14 protein-coding genes and 1 tRNA gene are annotated in these 19,692 nt (G+C 68.2%); 8 read left to right on the top strand and 7 right to left on the bottom strand.

All coding sequences use genetic code 11. The annotated features are described in order from the left end of the window. Positions 1–6: 6 nt before the first annotated feature. From B7K24_RS01395 to B7K24_RS01380, 4 genes are read left to right on the top strand one after another with little or no spacing between them, the layout of a single operon-like run. Positions 7–960: a carbohydrate ABC transporter permease gene (locus tag B7K24_RS01395; RefSeq protein WP_084128159.1), complete on the top strand. Its 954-nt coding sequence runs from the start codon at positions 7–9 to the stop codon at positions 958–960. A 16-nt stretch (positions 961–976) separates the two neighbouring features. Then, entirely contained in the window at positions 977–1,924 is a 948-nt protein-coding gene (locus B7K24_RS01390) for a carbohydrate ABC transporter permease (RefSeq protein WP_307181561.1), read from the top strand. A 1-nt stretch (position 1,925) separates the two neighbouring features. Beyond that, positions 1,926–3,323, top strand: coding sequence for an arabinan endo-1,5-alpha-L-arabinosidase (locus B7K24_RS01385; RefSeq protein WP_084128157.1), 1,398 nt, complete (start codon positions 1,926–1,928; stop codon positions 3,321–3,323). A gap of 8 nt (positions 3,324–3,331) precedes the next feature. Next, positions 3,332–4,039, top strand: a complete 708-nt coding sequence (locus B7K24_RS01380; protein WP_159449099.1) for a YesL family protein — start codon at positions 3,332–3,334, stop codon at positions 4,037–4,039. A gap of 27 nt (positions 4,040–4,066) precedes the next feature. Here B7K24_RS01380 and B7K24_RS01375 read toward each other — a convergent pair whose 3' ends face one another. Both B7K24_RS01375 and B7K24_RS01370 read right to left on the bottom strand, forming a co-directional pair. Next, positions 4,067–5,059: a LacI family DNA-binding transcriptional regulator gene (locus tag B7K24_RS01375; RefSeq protein ID WP_084129192.1), complete on the bottom strand. Its 993-nt coding sequence runs from the start codon at positions 5,057–5,059 to the stop codon at positions 4,067–4,069. A gap of 37 nt (positions 5,060–5,096) precedes the next feature. Then, on the bottom strand, positions 5,097–7,028 hold the full coding sequence (locus B7K24_RS01370) for a glycoside hydrolase family 127 protein (protein WP_084128153.1): 1,932 nt from the start codon (positions 7,026–7,028) through the stop codon (positions 5,097–5,099). A 109-nt stretch (positions 7,029–7,137) separates the two neighbouring features. On the opposite strand from B7K24_RS01370, the gene B7K24_RS01365 reads away from it, so the two are divergent. Continuing rightward, positions 7,138–7,461, top strand: a complete 324-nt coding sequence (locus tag B7K24_RS01365) for a DUF4190 domain-containing protein (RefSeq protein WP_159449098.1) — start codon at positions 7,138–7,140, stop codon at positions 7,459–7,461. Positions 7,462–7,558: 97 nt separating this feature from the next. On the opposite strand, the gene B7K24_RS13755 is transcribed toward B7K24_RS01365, so the two are convergent. The 5 genes from B7K24_RS13755 to B7K24_RS01340 all read right to left on the bottom strand — a co-directional run bounded on the left by B7K24_RS13755 (position 7,559) and on the right by B7K24_RS01340 (position 15,993). Further along, a complete protein-coding gene (locus B7K24_RS13755; protein ID WP_307181557.1) occupies positions 7,559–13,312 on the bottom strand; it encodes a fibronectin type III domain-containing protein in 5,754 nt (1,917 codons plus the stop codon). A 357-nt stretch (positions 13,313–13,669) separates the two neighbouring features. After that, positions 13,670–14,182, bottom strand: coding sequence for an LURP-one-related/scramblase family protein (locus tag B7K24_RS01355; RefSeq protein WP_159449097.1), 513 nt, complete (start codon positions 14,180–14,182; stop codon positions 13,670–13,672). A gap of 145 nt (positions 14,183–14,327) precedes the next feature. After that, a tRNA-Ser gene (locus tag B7K24_RS01350) sits at positions 14,328–14,415 on the bottom strand. Between the two features lie 33 nt (positions 14,416–14,448). Continuing rightward, positions 14,449–15,561 carry an FUSC family protein gene (locus B7K24_RS01345; RefSeq protein WP_084128147.1) on the bottom strand — a complete coding sequence of 371 codons (1,113 nt, stop codon included), beginning with the start codon at positions 15,559–15,561 and terminating at the stop codon, positions 14,449–14,451. Then, positions 15,562–15,993 carry a nucleoside deaminase gene (locus B7K24_RS01340; RefSeq protein ID WP_084128145.1) on the bottom strand — a complete coding sequence of 144 codons (432 nt, stop codon included), beginning with the start codon at positions 15,991–15,993 and terminating at the stop codon, positions 15,562–15,564. It abuts the gene before it with no gap. Between the two features lie 93 nt (positions 15,994–16,086). On the opposite strand from B7K24_RS01340, the gene upp reads away from it, so the two are divergent. From upp to B7K24_RS01325, 3 genes are all read left to right on the top strand, one after another. After that, a complete protein-coding gene (gene upp / locus B7K24_RS01335; protein ID WP_084128143.1) occupies positions 16,087–16,728 on the top strand; it encodes a uracil phosphoribosyltransferase in 642 nt (213 codons plus the stop codon). 60 nt (positions 16,729–16,788) lie between these two features. Then, entirely contained in the window at positions 16,789–17,799 is a 1,011-nt protein-coding gene (locus B7K24_RS01330; protein ID WP_084128141.1) for a LacI family DNA-binding transcriptional regulator, read from the top strand. Positions 17,800–18,027: 228 nt separating this feature from the next. Beyond that, a complete protein-coding gene (locus tag B7K24_RS01325) occupies positions 18,028–19,677 on the top strand; it encodes a glycoside hydrolase family 13 protein (RefSeq protein WP_200808286.1) in 1,650 nt (549 codons plus the stop codon). The last annotated feature ends 15 nt before the right edge of the window (positions 19,678–19,692 follow it).

Here is a 19,692-nt window from a genome sequence, read left to right as displayed (position 1 = left end):
TCGAGGATGAGCGTCACGTCACCATCGGCTCCGCAGTCCACGTGGACGAAAGCGGACATCAAGGCCTCCCGTAAGGCCAATCGCAAGCTCCATCGCAAGGAGTACATCTGGGCCGGCGCCTTCATGGCCGCGCCCGTCATCGGCTGGCTCGCGTTCCTGCTGTTCCCGCTCGGCTTCTCGGTGTACGCGTCGCTGACGAACTGGAACGGCCTGGGGAACATGACGTTCATCGGGTTCGACAACTACGTCCTACTCGTCCAGGACCCGTACTTCTGGAAGGCCCTGTGGAACACGGTGTTCTACATGATCGGTATCCCGATCGGGCTGGCGTTGTCGCTGGGCCTCGCGCTCGCCCTCGCCCGCAAGATCCCTGGCCGCACCTTCTTCCGCACGGTCTACTACATCCCGGTGATCTCGTCCCTCGCGGCGATCGCGATCCTGTGGCAGTGGGCCTACAACGGTGACTTCGGCCTGGTGAATCAGTTCCTGTCGATCTTCGGCATCGACGGCCCCAACTGGCTGATGGACTCCACGTGGTCCAAGCCCGCGCTGATCATCATGGCGATCTGGAAGGGCCTGGGCTACTCGACGATCCTGTACCTCGCGGCCGTGCAGTCTGTGCCGCGCTCCCTGTACGAGGCCGCCGCCCTTGATGGTGCAGGCGCCTGGCGCCGCTTCCGCACCATCACGATGCCCATGGTGCGCCCCGTCACCTTCTTCCTGGTGGTGACCAACATCATCGCCGGATCCATGATCTTCACCGAGATCAACATCATGACGCCCACCGGTGGTCCCGAATGGAGCACCGCCTCGCTCGTCTGGTACATCTGGAACAAGGCTTTCAGGAACCTCCAGATGGGTTACGCCACCTCGATGGCGCTTGTGCTCGGAATCCTGGTCCTCATCGTCACGGTGATCCAGTTCCGCATGAACAAGCGCAACGAGTTCTCGATCGAATAGGCGTGAGGAGAGACCCATGAGCCTGACCACCAATACCGCCGCTGCGGCGTCCACTGCCGCACAGCTGACCGAGACCGAGAACCGCGCCCCGCGCCTCGGCCGTCGTAACCCCTTCGCAGGCATGTCCGGATCGAAGGAAAACAAAGCCCTCAACTGGACGCTCTTCGGCATCCTGTCGATCGGCGCCGTGTTCATGGCGGCCCCGCTGGTGTGGATGCTGTCCACGTCGCTGAAGACCAAGGAAGCCGTCTATTCATTGCCCCCGCAGTGGATCCCTGATCCGTTCGTGTGGGAGAACTACATCCGCGTCTTCGACGACACGTTTGTCCTGTCCGGCATCAAGAACTCGCTGATCGTGGCGGGCACGGTGACCATCATCGGCACCGTCTTCTCGTCGCTGGCAGCGTTCGCGCTCGCCAAGCTGCGCCTGCCGGGAAAGAACGCGATCTTCATCGCGCTGCTGAGCGGCATGATGGTGCCGTTCCCCACGCTGATGATTCCGCAGTTCGTGATGTTCTCGAACATCGGCTGGGTCGACACCCTGCTGCCGCTGATCGTGCCCGTCATCTTGGGCAATGTCATCATGATCTTCTTCCTGCGCCAGTACCTGCACAACGTGCCGGATGGCCTGGTGGAGGCCGCGAAGATCGATGGCGCGTCCTATCTGCGCATCTTCTGGACGATCATCGTCCCGCTGATTCGACCCGCCATCGCCGCGCAGTTCATCCTGTGGTTCATGGCGGTGTGGAACGACTACCTCGCGCCGATCATCTACCTGAACACGCCGGAGAAGCAGACCCTCCAGGTCGTCATTGCGAACATGAACGTGCAGTACGCCACCCAGCGCGACTACCCGCTCATCATGACCGCGTCGGTGATCTCGGTGCTGCCCATCCTGATCGTGTTCCTGATCTTCCAGCGTCAGATCATCGAGTCCGTCGCCCTGACCGGATCGAAGATCTGAGATGACCGCCCTGGACGAGGCCCCGCGGGAATCCCGCGGGGCCGGGGCAGACGCGTCCCCGCTTGCCCCGCTACCGCCCGACGTGGCCGGTTGGGGAGCGCGCAACTCCCACGATCCCACCGCGGTGAAGGACGACGACGGCGTCTACTGGCTATTCTCGACCGACGCCAACGCCGACGGTCCGCTGCCCGGCGCCGGTGCGCAGATCCGCCGCTCCACGGACCTCGTGACCTGGGAGTTCGTGGGCTGGGCGCTCGACGGCGTCCCCGGCCCGGCCCGCGCCTGGGCCTCGGCCGAGGGGCTCTGGGCGCCCGACGTGGTGCGTGTCGCCCCCGACGAGTGGCGCATGTACTACTCGGCGTCGAGCTTCGGCTCCCGTACGTCCGCCATTGGGCTGGCCATCGCCCCGCACCCGCGGGGCCCGTGGACCGATCGCGGCATCGTGGTTGCCACCGAGCATGACCGTGACGGCCACAACGCGATCGACGCGCAGCTGGTCATCGACGGCGACCGCCACCACCTGGTCTACGGCTCGTTCTTCGGCGGCCTGCACGTGCTGGGCATCAACCCCGCGACCGGCTTCGCGCTCGATGCTTCCGGCCCCGGCGAGCCCGCACAGTCCCCCGGGACCCTCATCGCACGCCGACCGCGCTCCGTCGACACGGCCATCGAGGGCCCGTACGTCATCCCGCGTCCCGGAGGCGGATGGGCGCTGATCGTGTCCTACGACTCGCTCGCCAGCACGTATCACGTGCGCGTGGGGGTCTCGGAGAGCATCGAGGGTCCCTATCGTGATCCGGCCGGTCGCGACCTGGCCGACCTCGAGGCCGACCCCGAGCTCACGGGCCTCACTGTCCTCGCGAGTCACCAGCTCGAGGGCACGCGCGGCCTTCTCGCTCCCGGTCACGCCGCGGTGCTGACCGAGCCAGAGCATCAGGTACTGATCCACCACACCCGTTTCCCCGATGACCCCCGCCAGCATGAGGTGCAAGCGCGCCGCCTGGTCTGGACGGCACTCGGCTGGCCCCTGGTGGCACCCCAGCCCTGGGGTGGCGACCGGGAGAACGACGACGAGTCGACGTGGCCCGCGGACGTCTCAGCGCTGGTGGGCGAGTGGGAGATCGTCGACTATGCGCAGCCTACGGGGCAGGTCACTGCCTCGCGCCGTATCCACGTGACGGCCGATGCCGTGGCCGGGTTGGTCGCCCACGGCAAGGGGCGCTTCACTCGCGACGGTGACGAGCCCGTCGACGCCGTGGTGTTCCCTGCCTGGGATGCGGCTCGCGCCTGCGTGACCCTGTCGTTCGCCGCACGCGCCCCCCATGGCTGTGTCGTGGTGGGAACGAAGATCGCGGATCCTGCAAAGGTCACGGAAGTGGCCGAAGGCACGGTGCGATGATGGCTGTCATGGCCAAGCCCGAATCCGACGAGCACCGCGAGGCGCGTCGGCGCCTCGCCCCGCTTGAGGGCTCGCCGACCGATATGCAAGATGTGCCGGGCTGGTCCGGGCGCATCATGATCTGGCTGCGCTGGATCACGCAGATCATCGGCATCCAGCTGCTGATGGTGGCCGGTATCGCGGTGGGCCTGGTGGCGGCGGGCGTGGGCCCTGCGCTGACGGCAGGAGGCGAACTTCTCGCCCGGCTCGTCGGCGGCGACCCGAGCGACCGGCTGTGGAAGGACTTTTGGGGCACCTACCGCTCCCAGTGGCGCCGCTCCGTGCTCGTGACGGCGCCCGCGCTGGTGGTCGTCGCGTTGGCCTGGTACGAGGTTCTCGTGTTGCAGGCCAACGGTGGCGGCGCCGTCACCGCGGTCCTGACCGGCACCACCGTGGCCGTAGCGCTGTACGCGGTCGCCTACCTCACGTACGCGCCCGCGGTCCTCCGCCGCTACACGGACGGGCCGCTGCGCACGGCGCGCTTCCTGCTGGTCGCGCCGCTCGTGTCGCCGCTGACCGCGTTGGGGTGCATGGTGACGGCGGTCGCTTTCGGGGTCATCGGCCTGCGCTGGCCGTTCTTGCTGGTGCTCGCGGGACTGTCCGTTCCGGTGGCTCTCACGGGGCTGCTTGTCGACCGTTTTCTCGACAAGGTCGACTCCCGCGACGACGAGGGGTAGAGCCCCCGGCTCCGATCGTGGAGGCGGCTACGACGCAGTCGACTCGCGTTCCTTAAGGGAGAAGTCGGCGATCACTCGGCGGAAGGGATCCGTGCCGCCCGCGATACGTGCCATCAGCACGTCGATGGCCGTTGCGGCGATCTGCTCGCGCCCGGGCGAGATGCTGGTCAGCGTGGGGGACGCGTAGGCGGCGTCCTCGATGTCGTCGAAGCCCACCACAGCGACGGATCCCGGCACGTCGATCCGGTGTGCATGGAGCGTGTGCATCGCGCCGAGCGCCAAGGCGTCGTTGAGGCCGAAGATCGCGTCGAACTCCACGCCCCCGGCGATCATGCGCTCCACGCAATCGGCGCCCGTGGCGCGGTGCCACAGCCCGCCCTCGATGACGAGGTCCGGATCAAACGGAATGCCGTTGGCGGCAAGGGCCGTCTGGTAGCCGAGCACACGCAGGGCCGCCGAACCCATCGCCTCGCCCGCGTGGGCACCGATCACGGCGATGCGGCGCCGGCCGCGGTCGATGAGGTGCTGGGTCGCAGCTCGGGCGCCATCCACGTTGTTCATCGTCACGTGGTCCCAGTCGCCGCCGAAGATGCGCTCGCCAAGCACCACGATGGGGTACGGGACCTTGAGCGCATCCGCGTCATCCGGGCCCAACTCCAGGGGCGAGAAGATCAGCCCGTCGGTGAGCTGGCGGCGCTCCGAGGTGAGGACGTCGAGCTCGTGCTGGCGGTCCGCGCTGGTCTGCTCGATGAGGACGACGAGGCCGCGGTCCTCGGCCGCACGAATGACGGAGTCCGCGAGCTCGGCGAAGTACGGCAGCGACAGCTCCGGCAGCGCAAGGCCGATGATGCCCGTGCGTCCCTGGCGGAGGTTCCGCGCCGACAGGTTCATTCGGTAGCCCAGCTCGTCGATGGCGCGCTGGACCTTCTCACGCGTCGCGGGCCGGATGTGCGGGTAGTCGTTGACGACGTTCGACACGGTCTTGACGGACACGCCTGCCGCGGCGGCGACGTCATGCATCGTCACCGCGCCGCGTGCACCGGAACCGTTCACCGTGTCACTCCTCTACGTGCGTGGGGATCCATACCCTCATCGCGCCCGGGGTGCGATTGGCCCAGCGGGCGTAGGGGATCGCACGCAGCGGGATCCTGCCAGGAAGCATGCCAGATCGCCATGCCGTGCGCGAGGACCTCACCATGAACGTGCCCGTGGCGTGGGCGTCATTGGGGTGCACGACCGCCTCGGCCAGGATGGTCGCTCCCGCGCGTAGCGAGGTGACCGACGGGCCCACCCGCGGGGGGACGCTCGTGTCGAGTCGCACGTCCTCGAGAGTGACGCCCGGGGGCAGGTCTGCCTGCTCGATGCAGTGGACCACCGGCCCACGTCGCAGCGTCACACACCCGCGGACCGCGTCGACGCGCGGGTGCGGGTCGAGGAGATCGACGGGCATGGGTAGGTCGAGCACCACGGTCGCTCCATCGTGGACGCTCACCCTGGCATAGCCGTCGGCATCGGGGGTGGCCGATGCTGCGGCGCCGTCGACGTCGATCGAGGCGCCCGCGCTCCACGCGGGGATGCGCAGAGCCAGGTCGGTGAGGGGCCCGCTCACCGCGATCTGGACTCGTCCGTCCCACGGGTACTCCGTGGACACCGTCAGCGTGGTCGGGCCGAGGGTGATGACGCCGCTGCCGTAGAGGTGCACGCGGGCTGCGGTCTCGGTTCCGGTGGCCACGTAGGCGCCGAGCGAGGCGACGAGCCGGGCGAGGTTGGGCGGGCAGCATGCGCACGCGAACCAGTCGAGGCGCTCGGAGGGCTGGTACTCGCTGGTGCCGTCGTGACCGGTGCGCAGTTGCAGCGGGTTGGAGTAGAAGAATCGCACGCCGTCCACGCCGGTGGACGACGCGATGCCGTTGTACAGCGCTCGTTCCATCGCGTCCGCGTGGCGGGCGTGGCCGCTGTCGAGCAGCATGCGCCAGTTCCACTGGAACGACGCGATCCCCGCGCAGGTCTCGGCGTAAGAGCGGTCCGGCGGCAACTCGAACGGGTCGCCGAAGGCCTCGTCCTTGTGCCGCGACCCCATGCCGCCAGTGACGTACTCCTTGGTGCCGTGGGCCGAGCGCCACTGGGCGTCGAGCGCCGAGGTCAGGGTGGCATCGGCCGTCTCTGCTGCGAGGTCGGCGAGTCCCGCGTTGAGGTAGAGCTGGCGCACGGCGTGGCCGGTCGCCTCGGTCGCCTCACGCACCGGGGTGTGATCCTGGTGATACGCGGATTCGAAGGGGCCGGTGCCCAGCGCGCCCGTGCCGCGGCGGTCCACCATCGCGGTGGCGGTGTCGAGATACGCGTGCTCGCCCGTGTGGCGGTACAACTCGACGAGTGCCGTCTCGATCTCGGGGTGGCCGCAGTATCCGTCCGCGCGAGTGGCAGACGGGCCGAACTCCTTGACTGCGAGATCGGCGAAGCGCCGTGCCACCGCGAGGAGGTCATCGTTGCCGGTCGCGCGCGAGCGGGCCACGGCTGCCTGCACCAGGTGGCCCAGGACGTACAGCTCATGACCCCAGCGCATGTCGCGCCATGGGTGCTGGTCGCCGTGACCCTGGACGTGGGAGTACAGGTAGCCATCGGCGCGCTGGGCGCGAGCCAGCAGCGCGGTCGCGTCTCGGGTGAACTGCTCCCACGGCTGGTCATCGGGGATGCGAGCGGCCTCCCACGCGAGGGCCTCGAGGGTCTTGTGGAGGTCGGAATCGGCGAAGTTGAAGCCGCGGTACTCCGCCTCGGACTCGCCCGTGATGCGGCGCAGGTTGTCCATCACGCCGCTCGTCTCCAGGCGTCCGACGACATGCGGGATGGTGCGCTCGCGGTTGACCGCTTGCCAGGCACCTAGTTCGCCCGCCGGGTCGAGCGTGACCGCGGTGAGGGGCAGGGGGGTGAGATCGGGTGTGGCCGCCGTGCGCGCCGCCGGTGCGCACAGGGTCCTGCGGGGGGCTGTCATGGGTCCTCGTCGTCGAGTGCTCGTGCCGGTCGGGGACGGCGTTTCTATCGTTGTAAATCATAGCCGAGTCCCGGCGATCAGCGGTCATCGACGGGTACAGTCGAGCGCTATGAGCACCGACCCGTATGACGACCTGCAGCACCGCGGTCCCGAGCGCGGCTCCTCCGAGTTTGTTGCCCCCACGATGAACGCCCTCGCGGTCGTGGCGATCGTGGGTGCGGTGCTGGGGATCATCGGGTTGTTGCCGGTCATCGGATCGGTACTCGGCATCGTGTGCGGCCGTATTGCCCAGCGGCAGATTGCGGAGCGCGGCCAGGACGGTGGATCCATGGCGCGCATCGCCGTGATCATGGGCTGGGTGGGGCTGGCGCTCGCACTGCTCGTGATCCTTTTCGTGGTGGTGCTGATCGCCACGGCCAGCGCGCCGCAGTAGCTCGGGCCTGCCCCCCGTCCTCGCCGCGGCCGCGTGAGCACCGCAGACGCGAAGGGGGCCCGCCTCACGGCGAGCCCCCTCCGGTCGTGCGGAACCGCTAGTTGACCTTGACAGTGATCGCCTTCGAGGACGTCTCGCCGCCCTTGCCCGCAAGCACCGCCACGTAGGTGTGGCTGCCGGACTCGGCGCCGGTGATGGCGGTGGTGGCCGCCTGCGCCTCGCGGCCGTTGACCGTGAGCTCCTGGGTGTCGATGAGTGCGCCGTCCTCGTAGAGGCGGTACTCCGACCCGTTGGTGCCCCACCACATGTTCATGGTGATGACGTACTCGCCGTCCTTGTCGTGATTGTCGTGGCTGAGCACCGGGGTACCGGGAGCCGCATTGCCGACCCTCACCGTCAGTTCGCGCGTCTCGGTCGAGCCGTGCTGGTTGGTGAGCACTGCCTGGTAGGTGTAGATGCCGTTGGTGCGGCCCTCCACGGTCCAGGCCGCCGTCTGCTGTGACGGCGTAGCGTCGGGCAGAGACACGGAGCCGAGTGACTCGCCGTCTTCAAACAACTCGACGGTTTGCGCGTTGTCGCCCCACCACATGTTCATGGTGATGACGTAGTCGCCGTCGCCGTCCCAGTTGTCCGAGCTCAGGAAGCCCTTGCCCGGAACTTCGGTCGCGGGACCGTCGACTCGCTCGCCCTGTTCGCCGGACGTCGTGTACGCGATGGACGGTGCCGCCGGCAGCTCCATGCCCTCACCCAGGAAATACGAGGGGTGCGGGGGCTGGTTGTAGCCGGTGTTCTGCCACGCGACAGCCATGCGGTACTGGGAGTCCGACTGTAGGGTGCGCAGGCGGTAGTCCGTGAGGTCAACCGTGGTCGCGATCCTGAGCGCCGAGGAGTCCTCGGTGCGAGTCACGATCTCCTCACGCCAGTCACCGAACAGGTCGGCCTGGAGCGAGACGTTGCCCTTGGTGCTGTTGTCGCTAAGCGTGCCCTCGGCGCGGTAGATCTCTACCGACTCCTCGGCCTCCCAGTCCCACTTCGCGATGGTCGGCACTCCCGCACCGGTGTCCGCGTCATAGTCGTGGTCCTGGATCTCGCGTAGGAGATCACCGTCCCACCACGTGACGCCGTTGGCGGCCGGGATCGAGTTGCTGATGAGGTCGCCCGTGGACGAGTGCAGGAAGCCCTCGATGTCATTCCAGGCTCCGCCGTCGGCAATGTTCCAGGCTTCGGCCGCCTCGTAACGGGGGTCGATGTCACCAGCCGCGCCGCGGCCGGTGTCCTTGGTGCCCGGTACCGACCACAGCACCTCGCCGGTGGCTGCATCGCGGAACGATGCGATGACGCCTCCGTTGGTCGAGATGTCCTCGTGGACGCCGAAGACTTCGAGCCCCTCGTGCGAAGGGTCGAGGTCGGTCACGTGCAGGGCGTCGCCGTGGAACAGCCCGGTCGTGTACAGGGGCGAACCGTCGTTGTCGATGGTCATCGCCCCGAACACGATCTCGTCGAGCTGGTCGCCGTCGACATCCGCCACCGAGAACTGGTGGTTGCCCTGTCCGCGGTACTGGTCGCCCGCCTCGTCCGAGTCGAAGGTCCACCGCTCGCTGAGCGATGTGCCGTCGAAGTCGAACGCGGCAATCACGGTGCGCGTGTAGTAGCCGCGAGAGAACACCACCGACGGGTGCTCGCCGTCGAGGTACGCCACGCCCGCGAGGAAGCGGTCCACGCGGTTGCCGTAGGTGTCGCCCCAACCGCCGACGTCACCGCGCTGCGGGATGTAGTCGATGGTGTCGATCGCGATACCGGTGAGGCCGTCAAACACCGTGAGGTATTCGGGACCGGTCAGGACATAGCCGCCCGAGTTGCGGTAGTCCGCACGGGCGTCACCGATGACGGTGCCCGCCCCGTCGACCGTGCCATCGGCCGTCTTCATCGTGACCTCCGCTCGCCCATCGCCGTCCAGGTCGAAGACCTGGAACTGCGTGTAGTGAGCGCCGGCCCTGATGTTCTTGCCCAGGTCGATGCGCCACAGGCGCGTGCCGTCCATCTCGTAGGCGTCGACGTACACGTTGCCCGTGTAGCCGCCCTGAGAGTTGTCCTTCGCGTTGGTCGGGTCCCACTTGAGGACAATCTCGTACTGGCCGTCACCGTCGACGTCGCCGATGGACGCGTCGTTGGCACGGTACGAATACGGCTGGCCGTCCTTCGTATAGGCGTCCGCGGGCTTGTCCAGCGGGATGTCGAGCGTCTGGGTGTCCCACACGCCAATCTCGCCGGTGGCCCACCGCTCGATGCCGTTCGTGACGCTCGAGATGCGGTAGGTCGAGGAGGAGGTTCCGTCGGCGTCGAGCACGTTGGTGCTGTCCGTCACGGGCTCCTCGGTGATGCGCTCGCCGTCGCGGTAGATGTGGAACGCGATGGACTCGGGGTCGAGGCCCAGCATGCGCCAGCCCACGTAGACACCGTCCTCGACCGCGACCGCGACGGGGGAGCGGTCCAGCCGCTCGGCCTGACGCACCAACGTCGTGACCGCCTCGGAGACCACGGCATCGGACTGCGCCGAGACGCCGCCCGCGTTCACCGCGGCCACCGTGTATGTGTACTCGATGGTGGTGAGGACATCCTCGTCGGTGAAGGTGGCGTCGGACGCGCGACCGATGAGGCGGAGGTCTCCGCCCTGCTCCGAGCGGTACACGTGGTAGAACAGCGCGTCCTCGCTGGGCTCCCAGCTGAGGGTGACGGAGTTCTTGAGGATCTCGTCCACGGTGAGCCCGGTGGGGGCAGCGGCTGTCGGGATCGAGTCGTCGACGGTAGTCAGTTCCAGGACATTCGATGCCACGGACTCCTTGCCCGTCGCGTCGAGAGCCACCACGTGGTAGCGGTAGGCGAGGCCCACATCGGCCGTCGTGTCGGTGAACGACGGCTCGGTGACGTCGCCGACCGCGGTCGGCTCGGTGGCGCCCTCGGCCTGACGATAGACGCGGTAGCCCACCGAGTCCTCGGTGCCGGTCCACGTCAGCGGCACGGAAACTTCGGTGCCATCGATCGAGACGTCGCCCGCTTCGAGGGCCGTCGGCGCGTACAGCAGTGGCGTCACCTCGAGGCCGTTGAGCCAGCCGTTGGCGGCGATGGTCAGCTGACCATCGGTGACGACGACGGGCTGGATGATCTTCGACGACGTGCTGCCACGGCCGGCGTTCGAGTTGCCGTAGTCGACGCCCTCGATCGCGACGCTGAGGCGTGCGGTACCGATGAGGTCACCCCAGATCACCTTGACCGCGTAGGTGCCGTTCGGCACGTCGACCAGGAACGGATTGGTCGAGCTGGGAAGGGTGAAGTCGCGCTGCAGGTCGTCGAGCGCGCCGTCACCCGTGCCGCGGTCGCGACCGCCAGTACCGGTGGTGGTGAACCCGTAGCCGAGTTCCTCCGAGTACACGGTGGTGCCGTCGACAGCGGTGTAGCCTTCGAGCGTCGCGTTGCCCGGCAACTGCATGTCGAACTTGTGCAGCGGAGCCCGGGTGGTGAGCGTGACGATCGCGGACGGTGCGGAGTCGCCCGCCCCGTTGGTCGCGATCACCCGCAGGTCGTAGCTGCCGCCCTCGGTGAGGCCGGTGACGTTGGCCAGCGGGATGGTCGAGGTGGTGGTGAGGTGCCACGCGTCGTCGCCCTCGTCCGTTCCCTTGATCTCCACCTTGTAGATGTCCGCGCCCTCGACCTCGGTCCAGGTCAGTTGCGCGCCGGAGTTCGACACGGAGCCGGCCACCACGCCCGCAGGTGCGAGCGGGACATCGGCCGGCGGCTCGACCTCGACCACGTCATCGGCGAGCGGGATGTTCAACTCCGCCACGTCGGTGGCGACCAGGCGGGCCATCTGGATGGCGCCGTACTCCTGGAAGTGAGTGTCGTCCTCGGTGCCGTTGGGGCGGTTGGGGTAGACCCCCGCGGGGACGTGAAGGAAGACCGACTTGGCGGCCTCGGGACCGATCTCCGTCAGGTAGGCACGCGACGAAGCGGACAGGTCCACCAGCGGCGTGCCCGTCTCCTCGGCAAGGCGCGTCGCGGCATCCACGTACTCAGGGAATGACACGTTGGCCGTGCCGTCCTCGGCGTAGGAGCGTCGTGACACCGGCGTCACGAGGACGGGCTGCGCGCCGCGCTGGACGGCACCATCCACGAAGGTGCGGAGGTACTCGTAGTAGTCGTCGGGCGCCGCGTAGCGGTCATCCACGCCGTACGAGTTGTCGTTGTGCCCAAACTGGACGAACAGGTAGTCGCCCGGGTGGATCTGCAGCAGCACCTCGTCGAGGCGACCCTGGGAGATGAAGTTCTTCGAACTGCGCCCACCGATCGCCTTGTTGGTGACCTCGACGTCGTCGCTGAGGTAGCGCTCGATCATCTGTCCCCAGCCGGCCTGCGGCTGGTAGTCAGCGGTGTACGACTGGACGGTCGAGTCGCCGGTGACCCACACCGTCGGCTCCGCTCCCACCTCGCGCGGCGACTGCTGCGTGAGGATGAGCGAGGCGAGGTTGGGGGCGGTGCCGCCAAACTCGATGTTGATCTGTCCGTCGACGACGGCCAGATCGAACGACATCTCGAGGGTGTCGCCCGCGTCGATCCCGGTCTGCTGGACCTTCGCCATCTGCTCGACGGTCATCGAGATGTCCGATGCCGCGGTGGGGTCTCCGGCGATGAGATCGACGGTGTAGTCGCCATTGGGCACGTCGATCACGAGTTCCGTGTCGCCGACCGTGACGAAGTCGCCACGGGCGGCGTCGCCGGTCGCGCGGTCGGTCCCGCCCACCTCGGAGGTGTCCACGAAGCCGATGCGCTGACTGGCCGAGTAGGCGGTCGTCTCGTCGACCTTCACGGCACCCGCGGCGGCCTCGCCGGGGCCGAGGTCGATGCTGAGCACGCCGTCGGCCGGGTAGTCCGGGGTGATGTCAGGAATCGAGGTGACCGCCGCGGCCGAGCGCGGTGACAGGCCTGCGGCCGTCTTGGTCTGCACGCGGTAGTACCGCAGTTGCGTGGCGTCCACGCTGTCGGTCGTGAAGACCTCGCGGGCGCCCGTCTCGGCGACCACGCTGTAGGGGCCGTCCACGGCATCGGCCCGGCTCACCACGTAGCCCGTGGCGCCCGTGACCTCGTCCCAGCGCAGCATGACGCTGTCGGACGTCACGTGGCCCATGCGAACCGAGTCCGGCGCGGCAATGGAGGCGTCCCCGCCGTCGCCCGGGTCGGTGCCACCATCGCCGCCATCACCGGGGTCAGTGCCACCATCGCCATCGTCGCCGGCCGCGGTCTGCGTCACCTCGAGTCCGCCAAGGTACGTCGACCCCTTGCCGTCCATGTCGAGGGTGAGCTGGCCGTCGGCGACCTCGACCGTCATCGTCTGAATCGTGGTCTGTTCCGCGTCCGTGTAGATGTGGGTGGCCTCTGCGCCCTCGGCCGAAATCGACGTACGCGTGCCGCTCGTGCCGGTGAGGGTGTCGCCCACCGTGGCCGTCAGGTCGTAGGTGCCGTTGGGGACATCGACGAGAAACTGCCACCCGAGCCCGAGCATAAAGTCGCGGGCCACGAGGTCATCGCCGCTTCGGTCGCGCGCGGCCATGGTGCCGTCAAACACGATGCCGTAGCCCGCCTCTGCGTCGTAGCGGTTCGAGGTGCCGATACCCGTCCAGCCGTCCGCGACGGGGCTGGTGTCGGTACCGAAGTCGAACTTCGCGGAGAACAACTCCGCGTCGTCCGCGGCGCTCGCGGCCGGAGCCACGAACGCCATGGAGGTGAGTGCCATCGCGGCGCCGGTGGCCCCTGCGATCGCTGACCGCGCCCGGTGGGCGCGGCGTGCTGCGTCTGTCATGCGTTCTGCCTTCGTCTCGTCGTTGAGGTCAGGAGGGCGGCGGCGTCCTTGCCGCTCATCACAGGCGGTCGAAGTGTGAAACGTTTCACCGCTGCGGTGTCCAATTCGCCCCGTCTGTGAGGTGGTGCGGCACCTTCCTACCGGCGGTTGTTCAACGATGTCAAGGCTCTGGAAGGCGCTTTCCATCCCGTGCGGGAAAAGCCTTTCCGTGCTACGCGTGCGCGGCCTTGCGTGGGACGCGTGAGGTGTCTCGGGTGCCCCGCACGAGGCGTGTCGGCTTCGTCACATTGAAAGAGCGAGAATCCACCCCGGCGGGGTGCGCGGGACGATGATCCGCGGACAGTGTGGGGACGCGTCCTAGTCGCGCTCGACCCAGCGGTCAAGCGCCCACACGAGGGCAAAGGCGAGCGGTGGCGGCGTGCCGTCGGCAACGTCGATCGTGTAGCGGTCGCGCACCGTGAGCCACTTCTGGGTGATCTGGATGCGCAGCGTGCCCTGTGCGTCGTGAACCGCGTAGTCCTTCTCGATGATGTTGCCTTTGAGGAGCCATTCCTCGCCTGAGGCGAGCGTGATCTCCACCTTGTCCTTGATGAAGTTGAAGGCCGGCGAGTGCAGGTGCGCCACCTGCTCGCCGTCGGCGTCGACCACGTCCATGCGTTTGGGGATGCCGAGCATCTTGCCCCGCACACTTGCGACGACCACGCCGTCGCTCCCGAGGACGTCGCACTTGGGGCGCGGACCCACCTTGCCGTCCACAAAGAACAGCTGCTCTTCGCTCGTCGGGTCGAGGATCTGGAAGTCACGGCCGGCGCCAAACTTGCTCTTCATGAGAAAGCGCTGGTAGCCGTCGGGCACTGGGGGCAGGGACATGTGTGCGATCCTCTCGTCGGATAGAGGAATCCCACCACAGATGGCGCGCGGATGTGCGGTGTCATGGCGCCCGGTTCCTTCGCGCGGGGCCATGGAAAAACACAAGAGCCCGGACCACACAGGGATCCGGGCTCTTGTTCGAGAGCGGTGACGGTGGGATTTGAACCCACGGTACGGGGTTACCGTACACAGCATTTCGAGTGCTGCACCTTCGGCCGCTCGGACACGTCACCGCGGAAAAGATTACAAGAGGGTGGCCGTGAAACCTAATCGAGCCTGCCCGGCGGCGCATGGCGTCCGGCGGGGTCGGGTGGGGCCGCCGGATGCAGCAGAGCTGTGGCGACGGCGATGGCGCATCCCACGATGGTGTCGAGGATGCGCTCGCCCACCACGGCGGCGTCACCAAAGCTCCCAGAGGCTGCCGTGACGATGATGAGCGCCATGGGCGTCACCGCGCTCACGGCGATCGCGTAGTGGCGAGTGATCGCCACCTCGGTGATGAACTGCAGCAGTCCCAGCGTCAGGGCGAGGACGACGGGCGCGGGGTCGAGGAACGCGATGCCCAGATAGACGCCCACGCCGGCGATGGTGCCGACCGCGCGGTGGAGACCGCGGGTGACGGCGGGTCCGCGCCCGGGGACGACGCCCACGACCACCACCCCAGCGGCGACGGTCCAGTACGCACGATCGGCGTCGAAGAACAGGAGGCTGACCGCCGTGCCGACGGCGGCGACGATCACGGTACGCCACACGAGCTCCCGTGCCCCGCGATCCCACGTCGGTCGGGCCAGCAGTACCGACAGCGGGCGCGGGGTGATGCGCCAGTGTGCCCGCCTCACCAAAGGCGCGATCGAGGCGACGACCGCCCAAGCGCAACCGGCTGCGACGGTCGCAATCAAGGTGCTCGCGGGCATCCCGCCATTGACAGCGTGCCCGGACAGCCCGTAGATCAGGATGGGAAACAACGGTCCGGGCGGTCCCAGCCGGTAGCCGTGCACGGCGACACCCACGAGGGACGTCACGACCACGAGACCCACGGCCGACAGCCACGGGTAGGGCGCGAGGAGGGCGCCGACGACGCTGGTGGCGACGAGCACGAGTCCTGCCAGTGGCCGCAGGCGAAGCCGCTCGAGCCGGGGTAGCGCGGCGAAGTACGGCACAGTGAACGCACCCGTCGCGGCAATGAGGCCCAGGTCCATGCGCCCAGACGCGATCCCCACCACAATCGGCGCGACCATCACGACCGCCGCCTGGAGCCCGATGGGCCAGCGCGGCTGACCTGGCGGCGCCACGGTGCCCAGGCTGATGACGGCCCGCTTGACGCCCCCGCGCCATGTGCCGGGGTGGCGTCCGTCGCGAGGCCGCGAGTCGCGCGCCATCTAGCGCCTCGCCTCGAAGAATTCGCGCAGCACTGCGGCACTCTCGTCGCCGCGTACGCCGGCGATCACCTCGACCTTGGAGCCGATGCGCGCGTCGCGCACCACGTCCCACTGCGATCCCGTCGCGCCGGCCTTGTCGTCCCACGCTCCGATGACGAGTCGCGGGATCCGGGCCGCGAGCAGAGCGCCGGCGCACATGAGACACGGCTCGAGGGTGACCACGAGGGTGCAGTCGTCGAGACGCCACGTGCCGACCGCCTCCGCAGCGGCCCGCAAGGCGAGGACCTCCGCGTGGGAGGTGGGATCGCCATCGGCCTCGCGCCTGTTGCGTCCGCGCCCCACGACGGTGCCGTCGGGGCCGATGACGACGGCGCCGACGGGCACATCGCCGGTGGCCGATGCCTCGGCCGCCAGGGTGAGCGCCTCACCCATTGCTTCGTCCCACGTGCGCACACGGCCAGGCTACCGGCGGCATCGGCCCCGCGGTCCCGGCCCAGTGGGGCGTGCTGCCCGTAGAGTTGGGGCATGGAGCTTCACGTCGCCGATCACCCGCTCATCCGTCACAAGGTCACCGTCCTGCGCAACAAGCAGACGCCGTCGCCGACGTTCCGTCAGCTGGTTGACGAGCTCGTGACCCTGCTGGCCTACGAGGCCACACGCGATGTCAAGGTCGAGCCCCACACCGTCGAGACGCCGCTCACCACGGCCACCGGTACCCGCATCGCCGACCCCGCCCCGATCATCGTCCCGATCCTGCGCGCCGGTCTGGGCATGCTCGATGGCATGACCCGCCTCATCCCGAGCGCCGAGGTCGGCTTCCTCGGACTCAAGCGCGACGAGGAGACCCTTGAAGCGATCACGTACGCCAACCGCCTGCCCGACGACCTCACGGGCCGCCAGGTGTTCCTCATCGACCCCATGCTCGCGACCGGCGGCTCGCTCATCATGGCGATCGACTACGTGCTCGAGCGCGGCGCGACCGACGTGACGTGTGTATGCCTGCTCGCGGCGCCCGAAGGCATCGAAAACGTTCAGGCCGCCGTCGGCGAGCGTGCCGACGTCAAGGTGGTCGTCGCGCAGGTCGACGAGAAGCTCAACGAGCAGGGCTACATCGTGCCCGGCCTCGGCGACGCCGGCGACCGCCTGTATGGCGTGATCGGGGACTAACGCTTCCATCGGCCACTGCAAGGCTTGCAGAATTCTGCAAGTTCTTGCATAGTCTGTCGCATGTCGAAGCGTCTGGCCGAGGTGGCCCGCAAGGTGGGTGTGTCCGAGGCGACCGTGTCGCGCGTCCTCAACGACAAGCCTGGTGTTTCGGAGTCCACCCGCGAGGCGGTGCTGACCGCGCTCGACGTCCTCGGCTACGAACGCCCCACGAAGTTGCGCGGGGAACGCGCGCGGCTCGTGGGCCTGGTGTTGCCCGAGTTGCAGAACCCTATCTTCCCTGCGCTCGCCGAGATCATCGGTGGCACGCTCGCGCAGAATGGCTACACGCCGCTGCTGTGCACTCAGAACGCCGGCGGCATCACGGAGTCCGACTATGTGGACCTGCTGCTCGCTCAGCAGGTTAGCGGCGTCATCTTCCTGGGCGGTCATTACACGGAGGCCGATGCCCCGCACGGCCACTATGAGCGCCTGCGACGGGTGAAGCTGCCCACAGTTCTGGTGAGCGCGCCGGTGGATTCCGTGGGCTTTGCGACCGTCTCCACAGACGACGGCTCGGCTGCTGAGCAGGCCATTCAGCACCTCCATCAGCTAGGGCACCGCAAGATCGGCCTGCTCCTGGGGCCCGCTGGACACCAGCCCTCCGTGCGCAAACTGGCCTCGGCGCAGCGCGTCTTCGCGCGGCTCGGCCTCGACCTCGATCCCGCGTTGGTCGTTAACGGCCTGTACTCCATCGAGTCGGGCCAGGCGGGAGCGACCCGGCTGCTGCAGGCGGGAGCGACAGGCATCGTGTGCGCGTCCGATCCCCTGGCGCTGGGCGCCATTCGTGCGGCCAAGAGAGCGGGGCTCGTGGTCCCCGCCGACGTCTCGGTGGTGGGCTTCGATGACTCGGCGCTCATGAGCTTCACGGAGCCCCCGCTGACCACCGTGCGTCAGCCCATCGATGCGATGGGGCGTGCGGTGATCGACATGCTGCTAGGCCAGATCGCCGGCACCATGGGCGCGGGCGACGAGTTGCTGTTCGAACCCGAACTGGTGCTGAGGGCCTCCACGGGCCCCGTCGCCACGCGCTGAGCGCGACCCTCTCCCACCGTTCGCCCTGAGGCGCCCCTTGCGGTGCCTCAGGGCTGCGTCGCGCCCGCGGGAGTCCGTGATGAAATCGTAATCTTCCTATGTAGTGTCAAGTTCTTGCGTAAGACGATTGAGAAAGTTACTGTCTCTCGTATTCAATCGTGACAACGAAGGAGCGATGTGGACAGCGACGTCCTGATCTCAACGACGCAGGGGAACACCCCGGCCGTCGTGGCGATCGACCCCGTGCTCGACGGTGACTGGTGGCGTACCGCCGTGATCTACCAGGTGTACGTGCGGTCGTTCGCGGACGGTTCCGGCGACGGCACCGGCGACCTGGCCGGAGTACGGTCCCGCCTCCCGTACCTCGCACAGCTGGGGGTCGATGCACTCTGGTTCAACCCGTGGTACCCCAGCCCACTCGCCGATGGCGGCTACGACGTGGAGGACTACCGCGCCATCCACCCCATGTTCGGGTCCCTTGCCGAGGCGGAGGCGCTCATCGGTGAGGCCCGCGCCCTGGGGATTCGGACGATTATCGACGTGGTCCCCAACCACATCAGCCACCAGCACCCGTGGTTCCGGGAGGCGCTTGCGGCCGGCCCCGGCAGCCCCGAGCGCGAACGCTTCTGGTTCCACGACGGCCGGGGCGCCCACGGTGAAACGATGCCCACCGACTGGGTCTCGAGCTTCCAGGGTCCCACCTGGACCCGGGTCACCGAACCCGACGGCACCCCCGGCCAGTGGTACCTCCACCTGTTCACTCCCGAACAGCCCGACCTCAACTGGAACCACCCCGACGTTCGCACCGAGCACGAGGGCGTTCTGCGCTTTTGGTTCGACCGCGGTGTCGCGGGCGTCCGCATCGACTCGGCCGCGCTCCCCATCAAGGACCCCGCCCTCCCGCAACTCCCGCTCGATCCAGGTCCGGGCGAACACCCGCACGTGGACCGCGATGAGATCCACGGCATTTACCGGTCGTGGCGTGCCGTCGCGGACTCGTACGAGGAGCCGCGCGTCCTGGTCGGTGAGGTCTGGCTCGAGGACTCCGCGCGCTTCGCGCGCTACCTCCGGTCCGATGAGATGCACACTGCTTTCAACTTTGCGCTCATGACCCAGCCATGGGACGCCGTGGCCATGAAGGCCTCCATCACCCGCACGCTCGCCGAACACGCGCCGGTCGGTGCACCTGCCACCTGGGTGCTGTCCAACCACGATGTCACGCGCCCGGTGACCAGGTACGGCCGCGAGGACACCGGCTTCGCCTTCGAGCGAAAGCGCTTCGGCACGCCCTCCGACCTCGACCTCGGCACGCGCCGTGCCCGCGCAGCTGCGCTGCTCACCGCAGCGCTACCCGGCTCGCTCTACGTCTACCAGGGAGACGAGCTCGGTCTGCCGGAGGTCGAGCTCCCCCTCGACGCGATCGAGGACCCGATGCATTTCCGCTCGGGTGGAGTCGACCCCGGACGTGATGGCTGTCGCGTGCCGTTGCCGTGGACCAAGGACGGCGTGTCCCACGGGTTCGGCGACGGGGACGCCCGGCCATGGCTACCCCAACCCCGTGGCTGGGGCAACCTCGCGGTGAGCGAGCAGGCCGACCGGCCGGACTCCATGCTCACGCTGTACCGCGCTGCCCTGGCGCGGCGCCGCACCGACCCCGACCTGCGCATCGGCCGCCTGCAGTGGGTCGATGCAGGCGACGACGTCATCGCCTTCAGGCGAGGCGACCGGCTCGTGTCCCTGACCAACCTCGGCAGCGAGCCCGTGGCGCTGCCCGACCATCACGGCATCGTCCTCGCCAGCAACCCGCTGGAGCACGGGGAGTTGCCATCCGATTGCACCGTCTGGCTCGACGTTGAGCCCGGAGCCCACAGCGCCTGAGGGCGCACACCAACC

The organism is Demequina sp. NBRC 110055, assembly GCF_002090135.1.
Classification (GTDB): Bacteria; Actinomycetota; Actinomycetes; order Actinomycetales; family Demequinaceae; genus Demequina.
Note: the sequence above shows the minus strand (reverse complement) of the source record. Positions and strands in the feature narration are given on the sequence as shown.

Bases quoted from the DNA above. Each gene is read 5' to 3' on its own strand.
- B7K24_RS01395 (WP_084128159.1), top strand. From the start codon at position 7: ATGAGCGTCACGTCACCATCGGCTCCGCAGTCCACGTGGACGAAAGCG.
- B7K24_RS01390 (WP_307181561.1), top strand. From the start codon at position 977: ATGAGCCTGACCACCAATACCGCCGCTGCGGCGTCCACTGCCGCACAG.
- B7K24_RS01385 (WP_084128157.1), top strand. From the start codon at position 1,926: ATGACCGCCCTGGACGAGGCCCCGCGGGAATCCCGCGGGGCCGGGGCA.
- B7K24_RS01380 (WP_159449099.1), top strand. From the start codon at position 3,332: ATGGCCAAGCCCGAATCCGACGAGCACCGCGAGGCGCGTCGGCGCCTC.
- B7K24_RS01375 (WP_084129192.1), bottom strand. From the start codon at position 5,059: ATGCATGACGTCGCCGCCGCGGCAGGCGTGTCCGTCAAGACCGTGTCG.
- B7K24_RS01370 (WP_084128153.1), bottom strand. From the start codon at position 7,028: ATGACAGCCCCCCGCAGGACCCTGTGCGCACCGGCGGCGCGCACGGCG.
- B7K24_RS01365 (WP_159449098.1), top strand. From the start codon at position 7,138: ATGAGCACCGACCCGTATGACGACCTGCAGCACCGCGGTCCCGAGCGC.
- B7K24_RS13755 (WP_307181557.1), bottom strand. From the start codon at position 13,312: ATGACAGACGCAGCACGCCGCGCCCACCGGGCGCGGTCAGCGATCGCA.
- B7K24_RS01355 (WP_159449097.1), bottom strand. From the start codon at position 14,182: ATGTCCCTGCCCCCAGTGCCCGACGGCTACCAGCGCTTTCTCATGAAG.
- B7K24_RS01345 (WP_084128147.1), bottom strand. From the start codon at position 15,561: ATGGCGCGCGACTCGCGGCCTCGCGACGGACGCCACCCCGGCACATGG.
- B7K24_RS01340 (WP_084128145.1), bottom strand. From the start codon at position 15,993: ATGGGTGAGGCGCTCACCCTGGCGGCCGAGGCATCGGCCACCGGCGAT.
- upp (WP_084128143.1), top strand. From the start codon at position 16,087: ATGGAGCTTCACGTCGCCGATCACCCGCTCATCCGTCACAAGGTCACC.
- B7K24_RS01330 (WP_084128141.1), top strand. From the start codon at position 16,789: ATGTCGAAGCGTCTGGCCGAGGTGGCCCGCAAGGTGGGTGTGTCCGAG.